The sequence below is a fragment of the Luteitalea sp. genome (assembly GCF_022842525.1).
GTDB lineage: Bacteria > Acidobacteriota > Vicinamibacteria > Vicinamibacterales > Vicinamibacteraceae > Luteitalea.
Genome location: NZ_JALHPM010000052.1, coordinates 12,983 through 36,273 on the forward strand (window position 1 = coordinate 12,983; position 23,291 = coordinate 36,273).

The 23,291-nt window shown below is 69.2% G+C and carries 21 protein-coding genes; 16 read left to right on the forward strand and 5 right to left on the reverse strand.

Features of this window, described 5'->3' with window-relative positions; translation table 11 throughout:
- The first annotated feature begins 12 nt into the window (after positions 1-12).
- The 6 genes from ccoN to Q0C41_RS12535 are packed head-to-tail and all read left to right on the forward strand — an operon-like array spanning position 13 to position 5,781.
- On the forward strand, positions 13-2,226 hold the full coding sequence (gene ccoN, locus Q0C41_RS12510; protein ID WP_291984113.1) for a cytochrome-c oxidase, cbb3-type subunit I: 2,214 nt from the start codon (positions 13-15) through the stop codon (positions 2,224-2,226).
- On the forward strand, positions 2,226-2,438 hold the full coding sequence (locus tag Q0C41_RS12515; RefSeq protein WP_291984114.1) for a hypothetical protein: 213 nt from the start codon (positions 2,226-2,228) through the stop codon (positions 2,436-2,438). Before ccoN ends, Q0C41_RS12515 begins: the two co-directional genes overlap by 1 nt.
- The gene (locus tag Q0C41_RS12520; protein ID WP_291984115.1) at positions 2,435-3,022 is read left to right on the forward strand and encodes a cbb3-type cytochrome c oxidase N-terminal domain-containing protein; all 588 of its coding nucleotides are present in this window, start codon (positions 2,435-2,437) and stop codon (positions 3,020-3,022) included. The genes Q0C41_RS12515 and Q0C41_RS12520 overlap by 4 nt, the downstream gene beginning before the upstream one ends.
- Positions 3,023-3,031: 9 nt before the next feature.
- Positions 3,032-4,531, forward strand: a complete 1,500-nt coding sequence (ccoG, locus tag Q0C41_RS12525) for a cytochrome c oxidase accessory protein CcoG (RefSeq protein WP_291984116.1) — start codon at positions 3,032-3,034, stop codon at positions 4,529-4,531.
- Positions 4,532-4,588: 57 nt separating this feature from the next.
- Positions 4,589-5,047: a FixH family protein gene (locus Q0C41_RS12530; RefSeq protein WP_291984117.1), complete on the forward strand. Its 459-nt coding sequence runs from the start codon at positions 4,589-4,591 to the stop codon at positions 5,045-5,047.
- Positions 5,044-5,781 (forward strand): sulfite exporter TauE/SafE family protein, encoded by a 738-nt coding sequence (locus Q0C41_RS12535; RefSeq protein ID WP_291984118.1) that lies wholly within the window; start codon positions 5,044-5,046, stop codon positions 5,779-5,781. Before Q0C41_RS12530 ends, Q0C41_RS12535 begins: the two co-directional genes overlap by 4 nt.
- A 70-nt stretch (positions 5,782-5,851) precedes the next feature.
- On the opposite strand, the gene Q0C41_RS12540 is transcribed toward Q0C41_RS12535, so the two are convergent.
- Together Q0C41_RS12540 and Q0C41_RS12545 are read right to left on the reverse strand one after the other, a co-directional pair.
- Positions 5,852-6,967 carry a sigma-54 dependent transcriptional regulator gene (locus Q0C41_RS12540; RefSeq protein WP_291984119.1) on the reverse strand — a complete coding sequence of 372 codons (1,116 nt, stop codon included), beginning with the start codon at positions 6,965-6,967 and terminating at the stop codon, positions 5,852-5,854.
- A 1-nt stretch (position 6,968) separates the two neighbouring features.
- The gene (locus tag Q0C41_RS12545; protein ID WP_291984120.1) at positions 6,969-7,193 is read right to left on the reverse strand and encodes a NifU family protein; all 225 of its coding nucleotides are present in this window, start codon (positions 7,191-7,193) and stop codon (positions 6,969-6,971) included.
- 344 nt (positions 7,194-7,537) lie between these two features.
- Here Q0C41_RS12545 and Q0C41_RS12550 point away from each other — a divergent pair, with 344 nt between their 5' ends.
- The 3 genes from Q0C41_RS12550 to Q0C41_RS12560 all read left to right on the forward strand — a co-directional run bounded on the left by Q0C41_RS12550 (position 7,538) and on the right by Q0C41_RS12560 (position 12,071).
- On the forward strand, positions 7,538-8,518 hold the full coding sequence (locus tag Q0C41_RS12550) for an NAD(P)-dependent alcohol dehydrogenase (RefSeq protein WP_367079210.1): 981 nt from the start codon (positions 7,538-7,540) through the stop codon (positions 8,516-8,518).
- Positions 8,519-8,538: 20 nt separating this feature from the next.
- Positions 8,539-9,711 (forward strand): MFS transporter, encoded by a 1,173-nt coding sequence (locus Q0C41_RS12555; RefSeq protein ID WP_291984122.1) that lies wholly within the window; start codon positions 8,539-8,541, stop codon positions 9,709-9,711.
- A 182-nt stretch (positions 9,712-9,893) separates the two neighbouring features.
- On the forward strand, positions 9,894-12,071 hold the full coding sequence (locus tag Q0C41_RS12560) for a TonB-dependent receptor (RefSeq protein WP_291984123.1): 2,178 nt from the start codon (positions 9,894-9,896) through the stop codon (positions 12,069-12,071).
- Between the two features lie 22 nt (positions 12,072-12,093).
- Here the strand turns inward: Q0C41_RS12560 and Q0C41_RS12565 are convergent, their stop codons facing one another.
- Positions 12,094-12,936: a DUF1080 domain-containing protein gene (locus Q0C41_RS12565; RefSeq protein WP_291984124.1), complete on the reverse strand. Its 843-nt coding sequence runs from the start codon at positions 12,934-12,936 to the stop codon at positions 12,094-12,096.
- A gap of 761 nt (positions 12,937-13,697) precedes the next feature.
- Between Q0C41_RS12565 and Q0C41_RS12570 the strand changes: the two genes are divergently transcribed.
- From Q0C41_RS12570 to Q0C41_RS12580, 3 genes are all read left to right on the forward strand, one after another.
- Positions 13,698-14,240, forward strand: a complete 543-nt coding sequence (locus tag Q0C41_RS12570; protein WP_291984125.1) for a hypothetical protein — start codon at positions 13,698-13,700, stop codon at positions 14,238-14,240.
- 92 nt (positions 14,241-14,332) lie between these two features.
- Entirely contained in the window at positions 14,333-14,896 is a 564-nt protein-coding gene (locus Q0C41_RS12575; RefSeq protein ID WP_291984126.1) for a hypothetical protein, read from the forward strand.
- A gap of 15 nt (positions 14,897-14,911) precedes the next feature.
- Positions 14,912-15,460: a hypothetical protein gene (locus Q0C41_RS12580; RefSeq protein ID WP_291984127.1), complete on the forward strand. Its 549-nt coding sequence runs from the start codon at positions 14,912-14,914 to the stop codon at positions 15,458-15,460.
- A gap of 18 nt (positions 15,461-15,478) precedes the next feature.
- Here the strand turns inward: Q0C41_RS12580 and Q0C41_RS12585 are convergent, their stop codons facing one another.
- Positions 15,479-16,588 (reverse strand): hypothetical protein, encoded by a 1,110-nt coding sequence (locus Q0C41_RS12585; RefSeq protein WP_291984128.1) that lies wholly within the window; start codon positions 16,586-16,588, stop codon positions 15,479-15,481.
- A 188-nt stretch (positions 16,589-16,776) separates the two neighbouring features.
- On the opposite strand from Q0C41_RS12585, the gene Q0C41_RS12590 reads away from it, so the two are divergent.
- Positions 16,777-17,337 (forward strand): hypothetical protein, encoded by a 561-nt coding sequence (locus Q0C41_RS12590; RefSeq protein WP_291984129.1) that lies wholly within the window; start codon positions 16,777-16,779, stop codon positions 17,335-17,337.
- A 13-nt stretch (positions 17,338-17,350) separates the two neighbouring features.
- On the forward strand, positions 17,351-17,905 hold the full coding sequence (locus Q0C41_RS12595) for a hypothetical protein (RefSeq protein WP_291984130.1): 555 nt from the start codon (positions 17,351-17,353) through the stop codon (positions 17,903-17,905).
- A 283-nt stretch (positions 17,906-18,188) separates the two neighbouring features.
- Here Q0C41_RS12595 and Q0C41_RS12600 read toward each other — a convergent pair whose 3' ends face one another.
- The gene (locus Q0C41_RS12600; RefSeq protein ID WP_291984131.1) at positions 18,189-19,907 is read right to left on the reverse strand and encodes a hypothetical protein; all 1,719 of its coding nucleotides are present in this window, start codon (positions 19,905-19,907) and stop codon (positions 18,189-18,191) included.
- A 100-nt stretch (positions 19,908-20,007) separates the two neighbouring features.
- On the opposite strand from Q0C41_RS12600, the gene aceE reads away from it, so the two are divergent.
- Positions 20,008-22,683: a pyruvate dehydrogenase (acetyl-transferring), homodimeric type gene (gene aceE, locus Q0C41_RS12605; RefSeq protein ID WP_291984132.1), complete on the forward strand. Its 2,676-nt coding sequence runs from the start codon at positions 20,008-20,010 to the stop codon at positions 22,681-22,683.
- A gap of 15 nt (positions 22,684-22,698) precedes the next feature.
- Positions 22,699-23,291, forward strand: a 593-nt coding sequence (locus Q0C41_RS12610; protein ID WP_291984133.1) for a biotin/lipoyl-containing protein, incomplete at its 3' end; no start/stop codon positions are given.

Below are 23,291 nucleotides of genomic sequence, written 5' to 3' on the forward strand. Positions count from 1 at the left end.
GGGTCTCACTCCATGCATGATGTGACGCAGTCGCCCGGAGACGGGCCCAACGCCCAGCGAGACGCTGGGGCCGTCGAGACCTTCGCGTACGACAACGCGATCGTCCGCAACTTCATCGTCGCGACCTCGATCTGGGGCATCGTCGGCTTCCTCGTCGGGCTGATCGTGGCGATCAAGCTCGTACGACCGGAGTTCCTCAACTTCATCCCGCAGCTCTCGTACGGCCGACTGCGGCCGTTGCACACCAACGCGGTGATCTTCGCGTTCGCGGGCAACGCCATCTTCGTCGGCGTCTACTACTCGCTGCAGCGCCTGTGCAAGGCGCGGATGTTCAGCGACCTGCTCAGCACGATCCATTTCTGGGGCTGGCAGCTGATCATCGTCTCGGCGGCGCTCACGCTGCCGTTCGGCTTCACCACGAGCAAGGAGTACGCCGAGCTCGAGTGGCCGATCGACATCGCGATCACGCTGGTGTGGGTGGTGTTCGGCATCAACATGCTCGGCACGATCTACAAGCGGCGCGAGCGGCACATGTACGTCGCGGTGTGGTTCTACCTGTCGACGTTCATCACGGTGGCCCTGCTGCACGTGGTCAACTCGTTCGGCCTGCCGGTCAGCTTCCTCAAGAGCTACTCGCTGTACGCCGGCGTGCAGGACGCGCTGGTGCAGTGGTGGTACGGGCACAACGCCGTCGCCTTCTTCCTGACGACGCCGTTCCTCGGGATCATGTACTACTTCATCCCGAAGGCGTCGGGGCGGCCGGTGTTCTCGTACCGCCTGTCGATCATCCACTTCTGGGCGCTGATCTTCATCTACATCTGGGCCGGCCCCCACCACCTGCTCTACACGGCGTTGCCCGACTGGGCCCAGACGCTCGGCACGGTGTTCTCGTTCATGCTGATTGCCCCGTCGTGGGGTGGCATGGTCAACGGCCTGCTGACGCTGCGCGGCGCGTGGGATCGCGTGCGCGAGGATCCGGTGCTGAAGTTCATGGTGGTCGGTGTGACCGCCTACGGCATGTCGACGTTCGAGGGGCCGATGATGTCGCTCAAGAACGTCAACGCGATCACGCACTACACCGACTACGTCATCGCCCACGTCCACGTCGGCGCGCTCGGCTGGAACGGCGGTCTGACGTTCGCGATGCTCTACTACATCGTGCCGCGCATCTACGGCACGACGCTGTTCTCGGTGCGCCTGGCCAACACGCACTTCTGGCTGCTGACGCTCGGCGTGCTGTTCTACTCGATTCCGCTCTACATCGCCGGCATCACCCAGGCCCTGATGTGGAAGGAGTTCACGGCCGATGGCGCGCTGCGCTACGGCAACTTCCTCGAGACCGTGGTCCGCATCCTGCCGATGTACTGGCTGCGCATCGGTGGCGGCACGATCTTCCTGATCGGCGCCGTGCTCTGCCTCTACAACCTGTACAAGACGGCCGCGTCCGGTGTCTTCCAGCCGGGTGAAGCGGCGCAGGCGGCGCCGCTGCGCGCGCTGCCGCCGACGCCCGGCGCCAAGGCCTGGCACCGGGTGCTCGAGGGCCGGCCGACCCAGTTCGCGGTACTGACCTTCGTGGCGGTGGTCATCGGCGGTGTCGTCGAGTACGTGCCCACCGCGCTCATCCGCGCCAACATCCCGACGATTGCCACCGTGCAGCCGTACACGCCGCTGGAGATCGAAGGGCGCGACCTGTACATCCGCGAAGGCTGCCTCGGCTGCCACTCGCAGATGATTCGCCCGATGCGGGCCGAGACGGAGCGCTACGGCGACTACAGCAAGCCCGGCGAGTTCGTCTACGACCACCCGTTCCTCTGGGGATCCAAGCGCACCGGGCCGGACCTGCACCGCGTCGGCGGCAAGTACCCCGACTCGTGGCACTTCCTCCACATGAAGAACCCGCGTTCGACCTCGCCGGGGTCGATCATGCCAGGTTACCCGTGGATGTACACCGACAAGCTCGATGACACCCACATCGAGGGCAAGATCATCACCCTGCGCAAGCTCGGCGTGCCGTATCCCGAGGGCTACGAGCAGCAGGCGCGCACCGACATGCAGGCGCAGGCTGCGCAGATCGCCGAGCGCCTCAAGGGCGCCGGGATGGACACGCCGGCCGACCGCGAGATCGTCGCGATGATTGCCTACCTGCAGCGTCTCGGCACCGACGCCCGGGCGAAGCCGGCGGCGACGCAGGCGGCGCTGATGCCGACGCACGAGGGAGGCCGCTGATGTACAAGGAAGTCCTCCGCACGATTGTGGGGATCGAGATCTTCCCGGTCCTCTCGCTGATCATCTTCCTGACCGTGTTCCTCGTCATGTTGGTGTGGGTGATGCGTCTCGACCGCCGCACGCTGTCGACGTACGCCAACCTGCCCCTGGACGACGATCACGCGTCCGCGCCCGACGCGCGTCCAGACGCCCTGCGAGGAGTGCAGCTGTGAGCCAGAAGAAGGACGAACTGCTCAGCCACGAGTACGACGGCATCCGCGAGTTCGACAACGCGTTGCCGAAGTGGTGGCTCTACGGCTTCTACTTCACCATCGCGTTCGGCATCGTCTACGCGATCAACTACCACGCGCTGTCGACGCCCCTCTGGGGCCAGCCCGGCATGGTGGCCGAGTACCAGGCCGAGGTCGACGACGCCAACCGCCTGGCGGCCAGCCGGCCGAAGGCGGCCGGTCCGTCGACGGCCCTCGTGGCCCTGACCGATGCCGAGAGCCTGAAGAAGGGCCAGGAGATCTACGAGGGCGCCAACCTGTGCCACGCCTGCCATCGCAAGGACCTCGGCGGCATGGTCGGCCCCAATCTCACCGACAACCTGTGGATCCACGGCTGCTCACCGGCCGAGATGGTCAAGAACGTCACGACCGGGTTCCCGCCGCTCGGCATGCTGCCCTATGGCAGTGGCCAGAAGCTCTCCGATGAACAACTCCTGCAGGTGGTGAGCTACATCATCTCCAAACAGGGGACCAATCCGGCCAACCCGCGCGCGGTCAACCCCGAGCGCGAGAAGGCCTGCAGCTAAGAGGCGCTCATGACCACCCAGACTCAGGCGCCGCACGGGTTCGACGAGGATCACGAGTCGTTCCGCAACGAACTGGCCAGCGTCCACACCGATGGCCGGCGCAAGTGGGTCTACGCACGCCAGCCGTCCGGGCGGTTCTACTCCGCCCGGACGCTCGTCAGCTACGTGCTGCTGGCGCTGCTGTTCTTCGGTCCGTTCGTCAAGCTGAACGGGCAGCCGATCCTGCTGCTCAACATCCTCGAGCGCAAGTTCATCATCTTCGGCATCGTCTTCTGGCCGCAGGATTTCTACCTGCTCGTGCTCTGCGTGCTGACCGGGTTCGTCAGCATCGCCCTGGTGACCTCGGCGGTCGGCCGCATCTGGTGCGGCTGGCTGTGCCCCCAGACGATCTTCCTCGAGATGCTGTTCCGGAAGATCGAGTGGCTGATCGACGGGTCGGCCCAGCAGCAGGTCCGCCGCGACAAGGCGCCGCTGACCTTCGACACGCTGTGGCGCAAGATCCTCAAGCACGCCATCTTCTTCACCCTGTCGTTCCTCATCGCCAACGTGTTCCTCGCCTACATCATCAGCGCGGACACGCTCTGGACGATCATCACCGACCCGCCGCGCGAGCACGTCGCCGGCCTGTTCGCCATCACGGTCTTCAGCCTCGTGTTCTACGCGGTGTTCGCCCGGTTCCGCGAGCAGGCGTGCACGCTGGCCTGCCCGTACGGGCGGGTCATGGGCGCGCTGGTCGACCAGAACACCATCACGATCACCTACGACCGCACGCGCGGCGAGCCGCGCGGCAAGATCGTCCGCGGTGCGCCCGAGTCGAGCAGGGGCGACTGCATCGACTGTGGCCAGTGCGTCACCGTCTGCCCGACCGGCATCGACATCCGCAACGGCATCCAGCTCGAATGCGTCGCCTGCACGGCGTGCGCCGATGCGTGTGACGACGTCATGACCCGCGTGAGTCGGCCGACGGGTCTGATCCGCTACACCTCGGAGGAGGCCGTCCGCACCGGCCAGCCCAACACCCTCAGCTGGCGCGTCAAGGCCTATGCGGTGGTCTGGCTCGTGCTGTTCTCGACGGCGGTCACGCTCATCGCGCGCCGGCCCGACATGGACGTGCTGATCCTGCGCCAGCCAGGCACGTTGCAGACCACCCTGGACGACGGCACGGTGTCGAACTTCTACAACGTCCAGGTGATCAACCGGACCAACACGCCGTTCACCCTCGTCTATCGCGTCCTGGAGCCGGCCGGCGGCAGCATCACGCCGCTTGGTCCGATCGGCGACGTAGCGCCGTACGGCATCGTGCAGAGCCGGTTCCTGCTCCGGCTGCCGGCCTCGACGCTGGCCGGGACCAGTACGCCCGTGCGCATCGAGGTAACTCAGGGCGGCACACTGGTCGAGATCGTGGAGACCTCCTTCCTGGGGATTCGCAACCAGGAAGAGCGCGAGCATCACGGCGATGGCGATGAGCGCAAACGCGACGAACCACGGCGCGACCGACAGGACGAGTAGACACGGTCCCCGCTGCCGCGGTCCGGTTGGTGGCCAGACCGATAGGCGGGAAGAGGAGTGATCGAGATCATGGCGCCAAGAGTTCATTGGGGCGTTGCCGTTGCGGTCTTCTATACCGTCTTCGCGCTCAGCACCGTCGGGTTCGTCGTCTTCGCGATGAGTCGGGACGTCGAACTGGTCAGCGAGGACTACTACGCGCGCGCGCTGGAGCACGACGGGCACATGCAGGCGCAGGCCAACGGCGATGCCCTCGGTCGCGCCGTCACGGCGACGGTGGCCGAGGGCCACGTGCTCGTCCGCGTGCCACCGGACATGGCGAGCCTGGTGCGCGGCACCGCCACGCTCTACCGCGCCGCCGACGCGGCCGCCGATCGCACCATCGCCCTCGTGCCGGCTGCCGACGGGACGGTGGTGATCCCGACCACGGGCCTGGCCTCCGGGCGGTGGCGGCTGAAGCTGGTCTGGTCGGCCGACGGGCGCGACTACTACGCCGAGCGCGACATCCGGCTGCCATGACGGCACTGCTCGCCGGTCTTGCGTTCGGTCTGGTGGGCAGCGGCCACTGTGCGGCGATGTGCGGTCCGCTCGTGCTGCTGGCCAACCCGAAGTCTCCGGGGCTGGGATCGCACGCGACGGCCTCGTGGTGGCGCCTGGCGTCCCACACGGCGCTCTATCACGGCGGCCGCGCCCTCACCTACCTGACGCTCGGCGCGCTGGTGGGGCTGGCGGGCGACACGATGGCGCAACTCGGGTTCGGCCGCGGCCTGGCCGTGCTGGCCGGCCTGGCGCTGCTGGTGCAGGCGCTGGCCGCCACGGGTCTCGTGACCGGGCGAATTGGCTCGGCCGGCATCGCGGCGCATGTGACGGGCGCCCTCGGCCGTACCGGCGCCTGGATGCGCACCCATCGCGTGCAGGGGCCGGTGCTCTTCGGCGCGCTCAACGGCCTGCTGCCGTGCGGCCTGCTCTACGCGGCACTGACGGCGGCCGCCGGCTTCGGGGATCTGGGCGCGGCGCTGCTCTTCATGGGGGCCTTCGCGCTGGGCACCACCCCGGTGCTCGCCATGGTGGGGATGGCGGGAGGTTCGCTGACGGCTCACGTGCCACCAGGCATCCGTCGTGCCGCACCGGTCGCGCTCGCCATTGTCGGCGCCCTGTTGATCATGCGCGGCGTGTCGGCGCCACATGCGGGTCACGCGCCATCGACGGCGGCCACACCGGCCGTGAATCCGCCGCCCGCCCACATCCACTGACCGTCGCCCGAACTCCGGGCCATGCGCGCAGTGGCCCGTCCACGCCGCCGTGTGTCCCGTTGACGTGGTCTTACACGTCCGCCCGTTCGAGCCCGCAGCGGACGATGCGATCGCCGAGGGTGGATCGCTTGATGCCGAGCAGGCGAGCCGCGCGTGACTTGTTGCCACCGCTGGCCGACAGGGCCGACGCAATGCACTCGGCCTCGACGCGCCGGAGATACTCGTCGAGCGACAGCCCGCCGAGGTGGCCCGGGGTCGGGGCCACAGGTGGGCTGTCGGCGGCGGCGACGCCCTCGTCCGACGGGGCGTCGAGCGGGCCGCCCGCGAGGTCGTCCCACACCGGGGCCAGGGCGGTGCCAAACGCGTCTGTGCGCGGTCCCAGCGCGAGACCGCGCTCGTTGAACAGCACGGTGGCGCCCAGGCAGCCGATGCGCACCTGGCCGCACGTGCAGCTCTCGGCCATGCGCTCGCAGGCGTTCTCCAGTTCGCGCACGTTCCCCGGCCAGTCGTACGACGTCAGGGCCTGCACGACGCCGGCCGACAGCGGCACCGGCGGCACGCCGCGCCGCGCGAAGAAGCGGTCGAGGAAGTGCGCGACGTAGAGCGGGATGTCCTCGCGGCGCTCCCGCAGCGGCGGCAGGGTCACCGACAGCACGTTGAGGCGGTAGTAGAGATCCTCGCGGAAGCGCCCCGCCGCGCTCAGCTGCTGCAGGTCACGCTTCGTGCCGGCCACCACGCGCACGTCGACGGGAATCGGACGGGTGCCGCCGAGGCGTTCGATGGTGCGCTGCTGCAGGGCGCGCAGCAGCTTGACCTGCATGGACAGCGGCACATCGTCGATGTCGTCGAGAAAGAGCGTGCCGCCGTCGGCACGCTCGAATCGCCCAGGGCGGCTGGTCATGGCGCCCGTGAAGGCGCCGCGCTCGTGCCCGAACAGTTCGGACTCGATCAGGCTTTCGGAGAACTGGGCGCACGAGACGGCGACGAAGGGCTTGTCGCGGCGGGGACTGTGCAGGTGCAGCGCGTTGGCGACGACTTCCTTGCCGGTACCGCTCTCGCCGGTGACGAGCATCGTGCCCTGCCCGGGGCCGACCAGTGACAGATAGCGGAAGATGGCGCGCATCCGCGCATTGCGTCCCACCACGATCGACTCGAGGGTGAACGGCACGCGGTCGGGCGCGGACATGTCACGCCACCTGGATGATGCGAAGGGCCGGGCTCAGCCGACGCAGCGCGGCCTCGAGACCGACGTGCAGGGTCATGTGGGAGGTCGGGCAGTCGGCGCAGGCCCCGAGCAGCCGCACGCGGACCTCGTCGCCGTCCACGGCCACCAACTGGATGTCGCCGCCGTCGGCGACGAGAAATGGCCGGACGCGCGCGAGCACGCCTTCGACGGCTGTGCGACTGGTCATGGTGGACCTCTCAGCGTCGCACGTTAGCACCGCCGACGTTCCGGAGTCTGTCAGACGATTCTGATACTCACGCCGGAAATCCGGCAGTCTGGCGCGCACGCCCGTGGCGCGGACCCGCGAGGGCGAGGGGGGCCGTGGAACTGGCGGGCCAGCAGTCTCGTCTTCCGGCTCACATGGACATCAGGCAGACCCGCCGCGTGGCCTCGGGACGTCGACGGCGTGGCCAGTGGCTTCGCCGGGGCCTGGTGGCGAGCGTGGTACTGCTGGGGGCCGCGTTCGTCGTCGCCTACGTGCGCTCCGGCAATCTCTGTGACCAGGGGCCGTTGGTCGCGGGTCCGACGCCGATGATGGCCGTGGTCCACTGCGACTATGGGGGCCCCGAGGTGCTGCGCATCGCACGCGTCCCGCGGCCGAGTCCTGGGGCCGGGGAGGTCCTGGTGCAGGTGCGGGCCGCGTCGGTCAATCCCCTCGACTGGCACTACATGCGCGGCGTGCCGCGGGTGATGCGACTGGCGAGCGGACTGCGGAAACCCGCCGACATCCGCGTCGGCGTCGACTTCGCGGGCGTGGTCGCTGCGACAGGGAGTGGTGTGACGCGCGTCGCCGTCGGCGACGCGGTGTTCGGCCTGCGCCGGGGCGCGCTGGCCGAGTTCGTGGTCGTGCCCGCCGACGGCCTCCTGCAGCCCAAGCCCGCGTCGGTGTCGTTCGAGGCGGCAGCCGCCGCGCCACTGGCGGCCATCACGGCATGGCAGGGGCTCCGGGATCACGGTCAGGTGCGCCCCGGGCAGAGGGTCCTCATCAACGGGGCCTCGGGTGGGGTCGGCACCTACGCGGTGCAGCTCGGCAAGGTGCTGGGCGCCGAGGTGACCGGCGTGTGCAGCACGCGCAATCTCGCCATGGTCCGCGCCCTTGGCGCCGACCGCGTGATCGACTACACCACCACCGACGTCACGCGTCTGCCCGATCGCTACGACGTGATCTTCGATACGGTCGGCAATCACGGCCTCGGTGCGATGCGCAGCCTGCTCACGCCGCAGGGGCGCTACATCGGCATCGGCGGAGGGAGCCCGCACACGCAGCGCTGGCTCGGCCCGCTGCCGCGCGTGGCGGCGATGGCCCTGCGCTCGCTGGTCGGGGCCTCGTCGATGACGACGTTCGTGGCGGACGCGACGCCGGCCGACCTCGCGTCCCTGCAGCAGGCGCTGGCCGCGGGTACGCTGCGGTCGCAGATCGATCGCACGGTGCCACTGGCGCAGGCCGTCGACGCCATCCGGTACCTCGAGGCGGGGCGCGCGCGCGGCAAGGTGGTGGTCGTCATGCCGTAGGCCGGCGATACTGGTGGCACATGACGCCGCCGCTCGTGACGCCGAGATTCCTGACCATGTTCGTCTTCAGCTTCCTGGTCTTCATCTCGGTCTTCCAACTGCTGCCGGTGGCGCCCTACCGGATGCTCGCGCTCGGGGGCACGCCGGCCTCGGCCGGCTGGTTCCTCGGACTGCTCACCATCTCGTGTGCGGTCGCCGCGCCCTTCACCGGCCCGCTCTGCGACCGTCTCGGGCACCGACGCGCCCTCATCGGTGCGGGTGCGCTCCTCACGCTGATCACGGCAAGCTATGCCGCCGTCCGGGACAACCGTCTGCTGCTGACGATCGTCGTCGCGCACGGCGTGGTGTGGTCGGCCCTCATGGCCGCGTCGAGTGCCTACGCCACCTCGACGATCCCGCCGGCCCGGCGTGCGGAAGGGCTCGGCTACTGGGGCATGGCGTCCATTCTCGCCATCGGTATCGCCCCGTCGCTGGGATTCTGGGTGTATCGCTTCGGCTGGGGCGTGTTGTGCCTCGAACTGGCGCTGCTCAATCTGCTGATGACCTGCGTCGGCTGGATGCTGCCAGACGAGCGGGAGGCGGCCGCCGCCGCCGGCGCGCCCATCGAGACGATGCCGCTGCGCCGCTTCGGCATCGAGTGGCGCGTCATCCTGCTCGCCGTCTGCCTGTCGCTGATTTCGTTCGGGTACGGCGGCCTGACGTCGTTCTCGGCCCTCTTCGCCGATGCCATCGGCATCGTTCCTCGCAGTACCTTCCTGTCGTCGATGGCCGTCTCGGTGATCGCCGGCCGTCTGCTGGTGGGGCGACGTCTCGACGCCTGGGGCGCGGGGCGCGTACTGATGGTGAGCCTGCTGTTTCCGTTCTGTGGGCTGGCGTGGCTCGCGCTGGCGCGAGGACGTCTCGACTTCGTCATCGCCGGCCTCGTCTTCGGCGCCGGCTTCGGGCTCGTCTGGCCGTCATTCGCGGCCCTGGTGATGGGATCGATCCCGATGGCGCGGCGCGGCGCGGCGTTCGGCGCCATCCTGGCCGCCTTCGACACGGGCATCGGCGTGGGCTCGGCCTCGACCGGCTGGCTGGTCAGGAGTCACGGCTTCCGACCGGCCTTCACGGTGGCCGCGGCTTGCTCGGCGATGGCCCTGCCGTACTTCCTGCTCGTCCGGCGACGACTGCATCTGGGGGAGAGGGGGCACTGACTGAACGGGACAGGTCGTCATGCCGAGATGCTGGAATGCTGAATGCTGAAGGGCGAAGGGCGAAGGGCGAAGGGTGAAGGGTGAAGGGTGAAGGGTGAAGGACACGTAGAATCATCTGTCGCTCGGCGGCGCGCACGGTCGATGTGCGCGATTGACTCGAGCATCGGACAGCGAATCGACGGATGAGCAAGAGCGTGTGGGTGGGCGTGTGGGTCCTGTGGTGTGTGGTAGCGAGCTGGTCGCATCCGGTGCAGGCGCAGGTCCGGTCGGTGTCGGGCATCGTCGTCGATCAAGCCAACCTTCCGGTGGCCGAGGCGCGTGTCTCTGTGGGACCTGCCGGGGCTCCGCCCGTCGGCGTCACGCTGACCGACAGGGATGGCCGGTTCTCGCTCGGCGTCGTGCCGTCGGCACCGTCACCGATGGTCGTGGTGGTGCGGCGGCCCGGGTTCGCGGTGGCACAGGTCTCGATGGACGCCGATCCGGCCGCTCCTCTGCGCGTGGTCCTGTCCCCGCTGCCGGTGTCCGAACGCGTCACCGTCGTCTCCCCGCTCGTGGAGAGCACCGCCGTGGACGGATTCGGGGCGCTCAGCACGTCGGTGTCGGCGTCGCAGATCGAGCAACTCAACGCCGTCGATCTCGCGTCCGCGTTGCGACGCACGCCCGGCGTGACCATCTCGCGCGTCAATCCCGTCGGTGCCTTCGGTGGTGAGTCGGGGGGCGCCGTGTTCGTCCGTGGGGCCGGTTCGAGTCGACCGGGCAGCGAGATCAAGACCTACATCGAGGGCGTGCCCTTCTACATGGGCATCTGGGGCCACCCGCTCCTGGACCTGCTGCCCGTCAGTGCGCTCTCCAGCGTCGACGTGCACAAGGGCCCGCAGCCCCAGCGCTTCGGCAATGCGTTCTCGGCCATCGACCTGAGCCTGCGCCGCGCCGGACTCGACGTGCTCGATGGCAGTCTCCGCGTCAGTGCCGGGGCCTTCGCCACACTGCTGCAGCAGGCCGAGGCGAGCGGGCGTCTGGGCCGGTGGGACGTGGCCGTGTCGCAGGGCTTCGCGAGGTCGAACGGGCATCGTGACGACGCCGATGGGCGTCTGGCGAGTGTGTCGGGGCGTGTCGGCTACCGCCTTGGGCGCGGATGGTCGATGGCCGCCGCGGTCCTCCACGCCGACAACATCGCGCGCGACCCGGGGCTGATCGGGCAGCCCGCCACGCGGACCGGCCAGTTCGGCACGCAGGGCACGCTCGGCACCGCGACGGTGGCGCACGCGCATGACCGGGCCGCCGGCACGCTGCAGGTCTACACCAATCGCGGAGAAGGGGACTGGCGCGGACAACCGGCGCCCGATGGCGACACGCTGACCCGCTTCGCCCTCGCCGGTGTGCGCTGGCGCGAGCAGGTGCGACCGTGGACCGGGGCCGTCCTCGCTGGCGGCCTCGACCTGGACACGATCGACGGCGGCGTGCAGTTCGACCGTGTCCAACCGGCCCCGCGCACGCGCTTCACGGCCGAGCGCCTGACGCTCACCTCGCCGCACCTCGCCCTCACGCAGGTCGTCGACGTGGCCAGGGGCTGGAGTCTGCAGCCCTCCGTGGGGCTGCGCGTGTACGAGCACTCCGTGTTCGCGTCGACGTCGGCCCCGCACGCCGGGGTCGTGGTCCGCATGCCCCGGGCCGCGGCCGTCCGTGTCCGCTACGCCCGGGGCGTCAGCTACCCTGGCCAGGAGGTCGCCGCGCTGTCGTCGTTGATCCCGCCGCTCGGCGAGACCTGGCGGCAACTGCGGCCGGAAGTGCAGCAGCACGTCGAGGTCGGCCTGGCGTGGGCGCCGGTGGCGGCCACGTCGCTCGACGTCGCCGTGTTCCGCGATCGCAACGATCGTCGCTACGTCTTCGGCTTTCCGCCCGCCGTGGCGCGCCCGACGTTCACGAACATCGGGGCGCACGTCGTCCGCGGCGTCGAAGCCTCGCTGCAGCAGCGCCTCGCCAGTCGATGGCAGGCCTTTCTCGGCCTGACGTGGCTGGACACGTCCGTGGCACTGCCGTATGCGCCGTCACAGTCGATCGTCGCCGGGCTCACCGGCGCGATCGGGCCAGTCCGTGTTGCGCTCGACGCGCAACATCAGTCGTCGATGGCGGTGCTGGCGCGCGCCCGGAGCCCGATCGCGTCGAACACCGAACGGGTTGCCGGCTTCACGGTGGTCAACGTCCGTCCGTCATGGACGGTCCCTCGCAGCCAGGGGGCTGTCGATCTGTTCGTGGCCGTGGAGAACCTCTTCGACGAGACGTACGCCTACCGGCCCGGCTATCCGATGCCGGGCGTGTCGGCACAGGTCGGCGTCACCTTGCGCGGCCGGCTGCGCTGACAGCCGTCGACGTCACGGCTGCTCAGCGAGCGGCACCGGGATAGATGTCGACGCGGCGCACGAACATCTCCGCGCCTTCCGACTGGATCATGATCTTGCCGCGCGTGTAGGTCGGGTTGGTGCCGACGTTGACGACCACGCCGTTGAGCACGTTCGTGATCCGGTCACGTTCGACGATGACCTCGAGGGTGTTCCACTCGCCGGCCGGCTTCTCGACCTCCTTCGCGCCGCGATAGCCGAGACGGTCGGTCCAGTCGGGGTCGCGTCCCGACCAGTTGATGCGATCGCCGTTGCGGAAGGTGCGCGGCGTGCCCGCCGGGTCGTAGACCCACTCGGCGTCACGGTCCTGCGACGCCGTCGCCGTCATCTCCGGCCAGAGTCGCGAGCCATCGGTGCCGGTACCGCCCACCATCAGGAAGTCGCCGATGCCGCCCTCGATGATCTGCGCCTCGATCGAGCGCATCCACGGCCCGTTGAAGGTGCGCCCGGTGTTGCCATCGGGGCCCTGGCAGTGGATCAGCACACCGCTGTCGCGCGCGCGCTGGGCCCGCGGCTTCCACGTCACCGTGCCCCACCGGAACTCCACCACGAGGCGGTAGGTCTCGTACTCGTCTGGCGTCGTGATGCCGCCGTACTTCTGGCCGCTGATGCGGATGGCGGGGGCCCCGTCCACGTGGTCCACGACGGTGAACACCCGATCGGGATCGTTGCGTCGGTCGTCGACGAGCCACGTGTAGAAGGTGGACAGATCCTTGCCGTTGAACAGATGGATGACGTCGGCCTGCGGCTGCGCGCCGGCGTGCGGAGCCGCGACGAGTGCGAGGAGGGCGATCAGACCACACGAGAGAGCTGATGACAGAGTCACGTTGGCGCGCATTCTGCCATCGCTGCCGCAGAACGCCTAACGCGGCCTGCCGGGGCGGCCTCACGCCGTGCTCCGATCCGGGTGCGTCGGCGCGGCCCACACGAGAACGGCCCGGCGCCTGTCGAGGGCGTCGGGCCGTGTGTGAGAAGGTTTCGATCCGTCCGGGGTCGCGCTGCCGCGGAGGTCATGGGCGTTCGGCAGGTGCCGGTGAGGCGTCAGGGCCTCGGTGTCGCGGCGTCCGCGTCAGCGTGTCCCGTGGGTCACTTCCGGTGGCGTGTTCTGCGTCATCAGCACCTCACAGTCCCTCGTCGCCCTGCAGGGCCGTCGGATGGGCACGTGTCTCGTTCCGCAATCGGCAGAAGCCGGATGGGCGCTGGGCCCATGTGGCGGTGGCTACGTGTCCTTCCTGGCGGTGTCGGTCCTCGGCACGACTGGTGTCAACGACGGCGCCTGTCGTGCCATGAATCGAACGGCGGAGCACCCTCGGTCATGTCGGTCGACCCTGTCTGGCGCCCTCATCGAAAGGAGCGCCCGAACTCTGATGGCACGATACGCCCAGGCAGGCAGCGCCCGCAAGAGGCCTGCGCATCACAATCACCGCATATTGATCTACGGGTGCCGGGCACGGGCACCCTGCGGGATCCTTCCCTCGCCACCCGGATTTGCCACCACATGCTTACGCGATTGCGCGGGATCCCATGCAATCCCGCAGGTGAGCGAAGGTACGAGCCTTGCTGTACTCCGGCTGACGGGAGGTTCCCATGCATACCCACTTGCGCGCGGCGGTCCTGGCCGCGGTGCTCTGCAGTAGCGCGTCGTCGCTGTCCGCACAGGGCGTAGCGCACTCGTTCAGCGAACTGCGGTTGCTGGTGCGCGAGGGCCAGACGGTGACGGTGGTCGACACCGCCGGCCGCGAGGTGAAGGGACGCATCACGCTGCTCAGCGCCGACACGCTCGCACTCGGCACCGGCGCCGGCCGGAGCTGGCAGGCGACCGACGTCGCCACGATTCGGCAACGCCGGCAGGACTCACTCGGCAACGGCGCGCTCATCGGCCTTGGCGTCGGCGTCGGCCTCGTCGGCGTGGCGGTGCTGGCCGGCGGCGGGACGGACGGCGAGCCGGAGTGGGCCTGGCTCGCCGCCGCCTTCTACGGGGGCGTGGGCGCCGGTATCGGCGTTGGCATCGATGCGCTGATCACCCGCGAGTACGACGTCTTCCGGCCCGCCGACCGAGGCCCGCAGGTGCGGCTGCAGCCACTCTGGCACCCACAGGGGGGCGGACTGCGCGTCGCGATTGCGTTCTGACGATGAAAGACATGTGCGACGGCCGGCTCGCTTGCCCCGAGCGAAGTCGAGGGGGAGAGCCAGCCCTGCCAATACCCAGGTGAGAGGTCATCATGATCCGCACCATACACACGGCCGTGCTGTCACTCGGATTGCTGGCCTGCGCGTTCACGGCACGGGCGCAGGAGGTCGCCTCGGCTTTCGAGTCCCTGCAGTCGATGGTGAAGCCGGGCGACGCCGTCATCGTGACCGACGCGCAAGGGCGCGACATGCGCGGGCGGATCACCGCGCTGTCCCCCTCGTCGTTGGCCATCGACGTCGATGGGACGCCGAGGGAGTGGCGTGCAGGGGACGTGCGCCTGATCCGCCATCGACAGCGTGACTCGCTCGTCAACGGCACGCTGATTGGCTTGGGCGTCGGCGCCGGTGTCGGCGTGTTGGCCGCCGGGCAGGCGTCGCTGGCGTCGAACTTCACGACAAGCGACGACAGCGGTGGCGACGAGCTGGCCATCCTGCTCTTCGGCGCGCTCGGCGCCGGCCTTGGGATGGGCATCGATGCGGCGTGGCGCGACGACGTCGTCGTGTTTCGGGCCGGCGGCGCGACCACGGCGAGCCTTCGCGTCATGCCCCTCGTCATGCCGCGGGCGCAGGGCATCCGCGTCGCCGTCGTGTTCTGACCAACGGAGGACATCATGCGACGAGAGGCAGGAGTCGTAGTGCTCGCGATGGCGCTTTGGAGCTGTGCGTCGGTCGTCCGGGGGCAGGGCGTGGCCGAATCGTTCACGGAACTGCAGGCGCTCGTCGAGCTCGGGCAGACGGTCACCGTCGTGGATGCATCCGGCCGCGAGGTGACCGGATCCATCACGGCGATCACACCCGCGCGACTCGTCCTTGGCGGCGGCGGGCGCGAGCGCGCCTGGCAAGAGGCCGACGTCGTGCGCATTCGTCACCGCGGGCAGGATTCGCTCCGCAACGGCACGTTGATCGGCCTCGGCGTCGGCGCCGGCGTCGCTGCCGTGGCCGTGCTTGCCGGACCGTCGCTCGAAGGCTCCGACGCCGATTGGGGGTTCTTCACGGTGGCGGTGGGCGCCGGCCTCGGTGCAGCCATCGGCGTCGGCCTCGACGCGTTGACCACGAAGGAGCGCGAGATCTTCCGCAAGCGCGGCTCAGCCGCGCAGGTGTTCGTGCAGCCGATGCTGCACGCGCGGGGCGGCGGGGTGCGCGTGGGGGTCGCCTTCTGATGGCCGGCTCCCGCGGCGTCAGGCCCCCGCGAGCTCGTGCAGTTGGGCGAAGAAGGCCTGCTTGCGCGGTGTGTTGATCCCCCACTGCACCGGCGGGCACTGGTAGCCGTCGCGATAGTTCCCCTCGCCGGGATCGAAGTAGCCCCACGAGGCATACGACGCAATCGCGCTCGTCATGTTGTTGGACGGCTGCTCGAAGTCGAAGTGGTCGTCCTCGTTGAAGACAATCGGCTTCGGCGTCCAGCCGGGAAGCGCGCGCGTCTCGCGCACCATCGCGGCGATGCGCGCCGGGTCCTTGACCCCATTGCCGTGGATCAGAACCACGTCGCTGGCGCGGACCACGTCAGGGGTGGGGACTCTGCCGCCGCCGAAGCTCGTGCCCACGAGCAGGCGTCGTCCGTCCTGTCGCATGTCCCTCACGAGCGCAATCAGCTCGGCCACGCGACCCGGCTGCAGGATGTCGTGCTCGTAGGCCTTCACGTCGCACTCGTTGTTCACCTCGACGATGACGTGACGCCAGCCGCCGGCGAGCAGCCATCGCGTCGCGTCACGCGTGGCCCGGCGCACCGCCGCCTCGTCGTGTAACCGCTGGTCCTGTCCGAAGTAGAAGTAGCCGACGATCGCGACCATGCCGAGCCGATCGGCCTCATTCAGGATGCGGCGCAGCCTGGCCAGGTAGTCCTCACGCAGCGATCCGTCGCCCTCGAACGCGCTGTTGTGCCAGGGCTGCCCCTGCGAATAGCCCTCGGGACTGCCACCCTGCAGGTTGATGGTGAACGACAGCAACCCGTGTCGCCGCCACTCGGGCATCGCCGCGAGGAACTCGCGCGTGTTGCGCTCGGCGTCCCAGGCGCCGGTGTCGGGGTACGCCCATCGCGCGCGTGTCTCCGGGTTGCGGTCGTCGAACGTCGCCTGCACCATCCGCGAGTTCATGAGCAGGCCCTCGACGCGATGGCCGCGATAGGTGCGGCCCGGGTAGGTGGGCGCCCCGTTGATGTGGAACGCCTCGCCGACGATGGCCACCGTCGTGCTTCTGGCTGGTGTGGCAGGAGGCGTGCGCGGGACCTGCCTGACCACGGGCAGCAGCGCGGGTGCGAGGGCGGTACGAAGCAGTTCGCGACGGTTCACGGACGACCTCCTGAGATGCTCGGGACGATCCCGGTCGGTGCGGCCGGCATGTTCGCACACCAGCACGGGATACTCCCGGCAGCTGGGGAGATTTGCCTGCTGTCGCTCCTGCTCCGCGGCATTCGCCCGCCTCCTGCCTGCTCGTGTTCGGGCACCATTTGTGCTTGCCAGAGGCTGCGGAGGACCTCATGCGGGACTTCATCCGTGGCATCCTGCTGACGACGTCAGTCCTGTCCTGCGCCTCGATGGCCCAGGCTCAGGGCGTAGCCACTTCCCTGCGCGACCTGCAGCTGCTGGTGCGCCCGGGCGAGACCGTCACCGTGGTCGACGCCGGGGGCAACAACGTTCAGGGACGCGTCGAGTCGTTCACGGCATCGAGCCTCGTGCTCGGTACTGCGGATCGCCGCCGGAGTTGGGAAGAGGCAGAAGTGGTCGCCGTCCGCCAACGACGTCCGGACTCGCTGGCCAACGGTGCCTTGATCGGGCTGGGGGTCGGGGCGGGCTCGGCCCTCGTCGTCTTTGCCGTCTTCGCTAGAGAAGAAGGTGACATCGTCGGGATCGACGGAGGCGATGCGGTCGCGATGACGGCGATCTTTGCCGGCGCGGGCGTGGCCATCGGCGTCGGCATCGACGCGATGATCACGCGCGAGTACGACGTGTTCCGCCGCGGCGGCACCGGCCCGCAGGTGCGTGTGCAGCCCCTGCTGGCGCCCCATGGCGGCGGCGTTCGCGTGGCGTTGGCGTTCTGAACCGGAGGACACCATGCGAAGCGTCGTACGCGGCATCCTGCTTGGGACGGCCCTGGTGGCGAGCGTCTCGACGGCCCGGGCCCAGGGCGTGGCCAGCAACCTCCGCGAACTCCAACTCCTCGTCAGGCCCGGCGAGACGGTCACGGTGACCGACGCGCAAGGGCGAGAGGTCCAGGGGCAGATCCAGACGCTGTCGCCCTCCCTGCTCGCGCTGTCGGGCCGATCCGGGCGCCGTGCCTGGACCGAGGTCGATATCGTGTCCATTCGCCAGCGCAAGAGCGATTCCCTGTGGAACGGTGCCCTGATCGGGCTGGCCGTTGGCGGCGGGGTCGGCATAGCCGGCGGCATCGCCGCAACCGAGGACAACAAGAACGAAAAGGGGTGGGTCCCCTTCCTCGGGGCCCTCTACGGCGGGATCGGCGCGGGAATTGGCGTCGGCATCGATGCCATGTTCCGCGACGACCACGAGATCTTCCGATCGACATCCGCGCCACAGCGCACCGAGGTGGGGCTGGTGCCGCTGCTCACCCCGAAGCGGCAGGGCCTGCTCGTGTCCCTCGCGTTCTGACAGCAGACGGCTCGCGGGCCGTCGTCGGCGTGGCCTCCGCGCTCGGAGAGCAGGCCCTCCTGTCGAGCGCCACGTCGGCATTGCGGGGACGCCGGAGGCACGGCCTGTGGAGCGAGCCGTCACGCGTCACGAAAACCAACGCGCAGGCGAGTGACCGGCGTGGGGATGGGGGTCCCCACGCACGTGCAGGAGTCCCGCGCCGGAGTGGTGGTTTTCCGGCTCGCGGAACCGGCCGCGCCGCAGGCGTCTGCGCGAGGCCGACGCACCGCCCGCTGACCCGCTGCTACCTCATCAGCTGCTCGGCGGTGACGAAGCGCGGCTCGATGTCCACCGGCACCGCGCCGAGCCGATCGAGCACGGTCTGCACCTGCGGGCGAATCGTCGCCCGCGCCAGCAGGGCCTTCGCGCCGGCGTAGTCGCCCCTGGCCTGCACGGTCATGATCTCCGTGGTCAGCGCCTTGACCGCGGCGCGGATCTTCGTCGGCTCGACGCGGAACGTGCCGTCCGGGTTGACGACGAACGCGCCGGCGTCCAGCAGCGTGTTGAGCTGAATGGCGATGCCGCGTCCATGCGCAGACGAGGTGCCGAAGCGGATCGACCGGAACGTCGACGCCAGGAACGTCGTGTACATCGTGTCCGCGAGCCTCTTGTCGATCACACCGTCGTCGACCAGCGTCTGCAGCGCCCACAGGCCCGAGATGTCCGCCTTGGCTTCCTCGAGCGTCGAGTAGGTCTCCTTGAGCTGCGCCCGCACCGTGGTCGTCTGCCCGCCGAGCGTGATGGTGTTCGGGCCGAGCCCGTGCATCAGCTCGTGCATGAGGATGTGCGTGAAGAAGGCATCGAACTGCACGCCGGCTTGATCGGCGGCACCGAGGGCGACCTTCGCGATCGGCTGCAGCACCAGACGGAACTTCGCCTCCTGCGTGTTCTTGAGCATCGTCCGCTTCGTGCCCTTCTCGGCGGCCACGCGCTCGTCGTTCGGCAGGTTGAACGCCGCCGTCTGCACGCCCCGGTTGCCGTCCCCCGCGCTGTAGACGACGTTGACGACGCGGATGGGCGAGAGGGCGCCGAGCTTCGGGTTGCGGAGGGCGGGATCGATCGGCAGCCGGTCCTCCAGCCCCTGGAGCTGGCTGGAGAACTTCGCCAGCTTGGCGGTCTCGGCGTCGTCGCGGACCGTGATGAAGGCCTCGAACGCCGCCTTGGCGGCAAACCAGGCGTCCTCGTACACCTCGTAGGGGCCGATGGTCGGCTCGATGGCGGCGTCCAGCTCCATCCACGCGACGTCGGAGGCGTAGTAGTCGTTGCTCAGGAAGGCGTCGGCGCGCAACGTGAGGAACGTCTTCAGGGTGGCGTCCGTGGTGGCGGCCGCCGCAGCGCGCAGATGAGCCGCGGCCAGGGCCAGCTCGCCCTGGTACTCCACCGTGTAGGGCACGGTGAGCAGGCGCCCGTCCGAGCCCCGGCGAATGGTCGTGAAGAAACCCAGGGCGGCGGCCTTGTCCGCCGCCGGCAGCGTGGCCAGCCACTGCTCGATCTCGGGCTTGGTGGCGCCGGCGGGGTAGAAGTTGGCGCCGCCGGGCTTGTCCCCGACGCCGGCGATGAACGGCGCGTCGCCGTCGAGGCGCGACCAGGGCCCCTTGTTCAGCAGGAAGTAGCGCAGACGCGCCCGGCCTTCGGGGGAGGTATCGCCCTGCAACTGGAGCAGCATCGCCGGGCTCCCGGCCCAGACCTGGCGCAGGAACAGCCCATCGATGACGCGCCCGGCCTCGATCAGGTGCCGCAACGCGGTCTTCTCGGAGGCCGGCAGGGCCGCCACATCGGCGCCGATGTCGGCCGGGGCGAACCGGGCCGCCAGGGCCGTCAGCGAGGGCCGGGACGCCGCCGGGGCGGGCTGTGTGGCACCGTCGTCGGCCCGCCGGGCGGCCCCCAGGAGGCCGAAACTGCCGAGGATCGCGAGGGTCAGGCCGAGGGTGGCGCGGGCGAGAGCGAGGCGGCTGGTACCCATGATGTCGCGAATGATAATGTAAAGCGTTGTTCATACTCCGGCGCGTCCGGACGCGGACTTTGCCGACGCAGCCCGCCTGGCTACAGGACTCAGAACTCTCATGACCAACGGCCCTCAGGACGTCCAGGACACCACCGCCATCGAGACCCAGGAGTGGATCGACTCGCTCGAATGGGTCATCCAGCACGGTGGGCACGAACGCGTCGCCCAACTGCTGGACGCGCTCGAGTCGTACGCGCGACACAAGGGGGTGCCGCTGCCATTCGCAGCGCACACGCCGTACATCAACACGATCGCCCCCGGCCAGCAGGCGCCCTTCCCGGGCAGCCGCGAGATCGAGCGCCGCATCAAGAGCCTCGTGCGCTGGAACGCGATGGCGATGGTGGTGCGCGCCAACAAGAACTCGGACGGCATCGGCGGCCACATCTCGACCTTCGCGTCGTCGGCCACCCTGTACGAGGTGGGGTTCAACCACTTCTTCCGTGGGCCGGACCATCCCGACGGTGGGGATCTGGTGTTCTTCCAGGGACATGCGTCGCCGGGCATCTACTCGCGCGCGTTCCTCGAGGGGCGACTGACCCAGCACCATCTGGAGAACTTCCGGCGTGAACTGGCCGACGGCGGCGGGTTGTCGTCCTACCCGCACCCGTGGCTCATGCCGAATTTCTGGCAGGTGCCGACCGTCTCGATGGGCCTCGGCCCGATCATGGCGATCTACCAGGCGCGGTTCTGGCGTTACCTCGAGAATCGCGGCCTGAAGAAGACCACCCAGAACACGGTGTGGGCGTTCCTCGGCGACGGCGAGACCGACGAGCCGGAGACGCTCGGGGCGCTGACGCTGGCGTCGCGCGAGAAGCTCGACAACCTCGTCTTCGTCATCAACTGCAACCTGCAGCGACTCGACGGTCCGGTGCGCGGCAACGGGTCGATCATCCAGGAGCTCGAGGGCGCGTTCCGTGGTGCCGGCTGGAACGTCATCAAGGTCATCTGGGGCTCCGAGTGGGACGACCTGCTCGCGCGCGACAAGTCGGGCCTCCTGGCCCAGCGCATGGGCGAGATCGTCGACGGCGAGTACCAGCGGCTGTCGGTGTCCGATGGCGCCTACATGCGGTCGCACTTCTTCGGCAAGTACCCCGAGCTGCTCGAGCTCGTGAAGCATCTTTCCGACGACCAGCTGAAGAAGCTGCGGCTCGGCGGGCACGACCCCGAGAAGGTCTACGCCGCCTACAAGGCCGCCCAGGAGACCAAGGGCGTGCCGACCGTGGTGCTGGCCCGCACCATCAAGGGCTACGGGCTCGGGGAGTCGGGCGAAGGCAAGAACCCGACGCACCAGCAGAAGAAGCTCAACGAAGAGGAAGTGCTCAGCTTCCGCACCCGTTTCAACATTCCCCTCAGCGACGACGACGTCGTCAAGACGCCGTTCTACAAGCCGGCCGAGGAGAGCGCGGAACTGGCGTACCTCCGGCAGCGTCGCGAGCACCTGGGCGGCTACCTGCCCCAGCGCCGCGCCGAGACCGACGCGCTGTCGCTCGAGGGCCTCGACGAGGCTTTCGCCGAGTTCCTCAACGGGTCGGACGGCCGCGCCATCTCGACGACGATGGCGTTCGTGCGCATGCTGACCAAGATGCTGCGCGACAAGGAGTTCGGCAAGCTGGTGGTGCCGATCGTGCCCGACGAAGCGCGGACGTTCGGCATGGAGGCGCTGTTCCGCCAGGTCGGCATCTACTCGTCGACCGGCCAGCTGTACGACCCGATCGACAGCGATCAACTGCTCTACTACAAGGAAGCGAAGGACGGCCAGATCCTCGAGGAAGGCATCACCGAGGCCGGCTCGATGTCGTCGTTCATCGCCGCCGGCACCGCCTACGCGACCCACGGCGTCAACACGATTCCGTTCTACATCTACTACTCGATGTTCGGCTTCCAGCGCGTCGGCGACCTGATCTGGGCGGCTGCCGACATGCGGGCGCGCGGCTTCCTGCTCGGCGGCACGGCCGGGCGCACGACGCTCAACGGTGAGGGCCTGCAGCACCAGGATGGCCACAGCCACCTGATCGCCTCGTCGGTGCCCAACTGCATCGCCTACGATCCGGCGTTCGCCTACGAGATCGCCATCATCGTCAAGGACGGCCTCCGTCGCATGTACCGCGACAAGGAAGCGGTCTTCTACTACCTGACGCTGATGAACGGCAACTACGAGATGCCGGCCATGCCGTCGGGCGTGGAGGAAGGCATCCTGAAGGGGCTGTACAAGTTCCGGGCCTCGACGCTGAAGAAGGCCAAGGCCCACGCGCAGCTGCTCGGCAGCGGCGCCATCCTGCCTGGCGTCATCGACGCGGCCGCCATGCTCGAGAAGTACGGCGTGGCCGCCGACATCTGGAGCGTGACGAGCTACAACGAGTTGCAGCGCGACTGCCAGGCGGTGGACCGCTGGAACATGCTGCACCCGGGCGAGGCGCCGAAGGCGTCGTGGGTCTCGAAGAGCCTGAAGGGCGCACCGGGGGTCGTTGTGGCGGCGTCCGATTACGTGAAGCTCCTGCCGAGCGGCATCGACCACCATGTCGACCAGCCGATGATCGCGCTCGGCACCGATGGCTTCGGCCGCAGCGAGAGCCGCGAGGCCCTGCGCGATTTCTTCGAGGTCGACGCCCGCCACATCGTGGCCGCGACGCTCTCGTTGCTGGCGCGCGAGAAGCAGATCGACGTGAAGGTCGCGCAGGCGGCCTTCAAGGATCTCGGCATCAACCCCGACAAGCCCAACCCGGCCAAGGTGTAAGGACTCCGCATCCTCATGGCGAACGAATTCACGCTGCCCTCGCTGGGCGAGAACATCAAGGCGGGGGATGTCCTGCGGGTGCTGATCAAGGCCGGCGACACCATTGCCGTCGATCAGCCCGTGCTGGAGCTGGAAACCGACAAGGCCACCGTGGAAGTGCCCTCGACGCTTGCGGGCACCGTGGCCGAGGTCAAGGTCAAGGACGGCGATCGCGTCAATGTCGGGCAGGTCGTGTTCACGGTGAGTGGTGAGGCGGCGGCCCCGGCCGCGGACGCCGCGAAGGCCACTGCGGACGCCGCCCCGGTCAAGGCGGCCGCCGCGGCCGTCGATGCGCAGGACCAGGCGCCGGCCACGGGCAAGGCCGTGCCGCCTCCGCCGGCCCCGGGAGGCGCCGGCGGCGGGCGCGTCGAGGTGACCATCCCGTCGCTCGGCGAGAACGTGAAGGGCGGCGACGTCCTGCGCGTGCTCGTGAAGGTGGGCGATGTGCTCGCCGTCGACCAGGGCATCCTCGAGCTCGAGACCGACAAGGCGACCGTCGAGGTCCCGGCGCCCAGCGCAGGCACCGTGAAGGAAGTGGTGGTCAAGGACGGCGACCGCGTGGCGGTGGG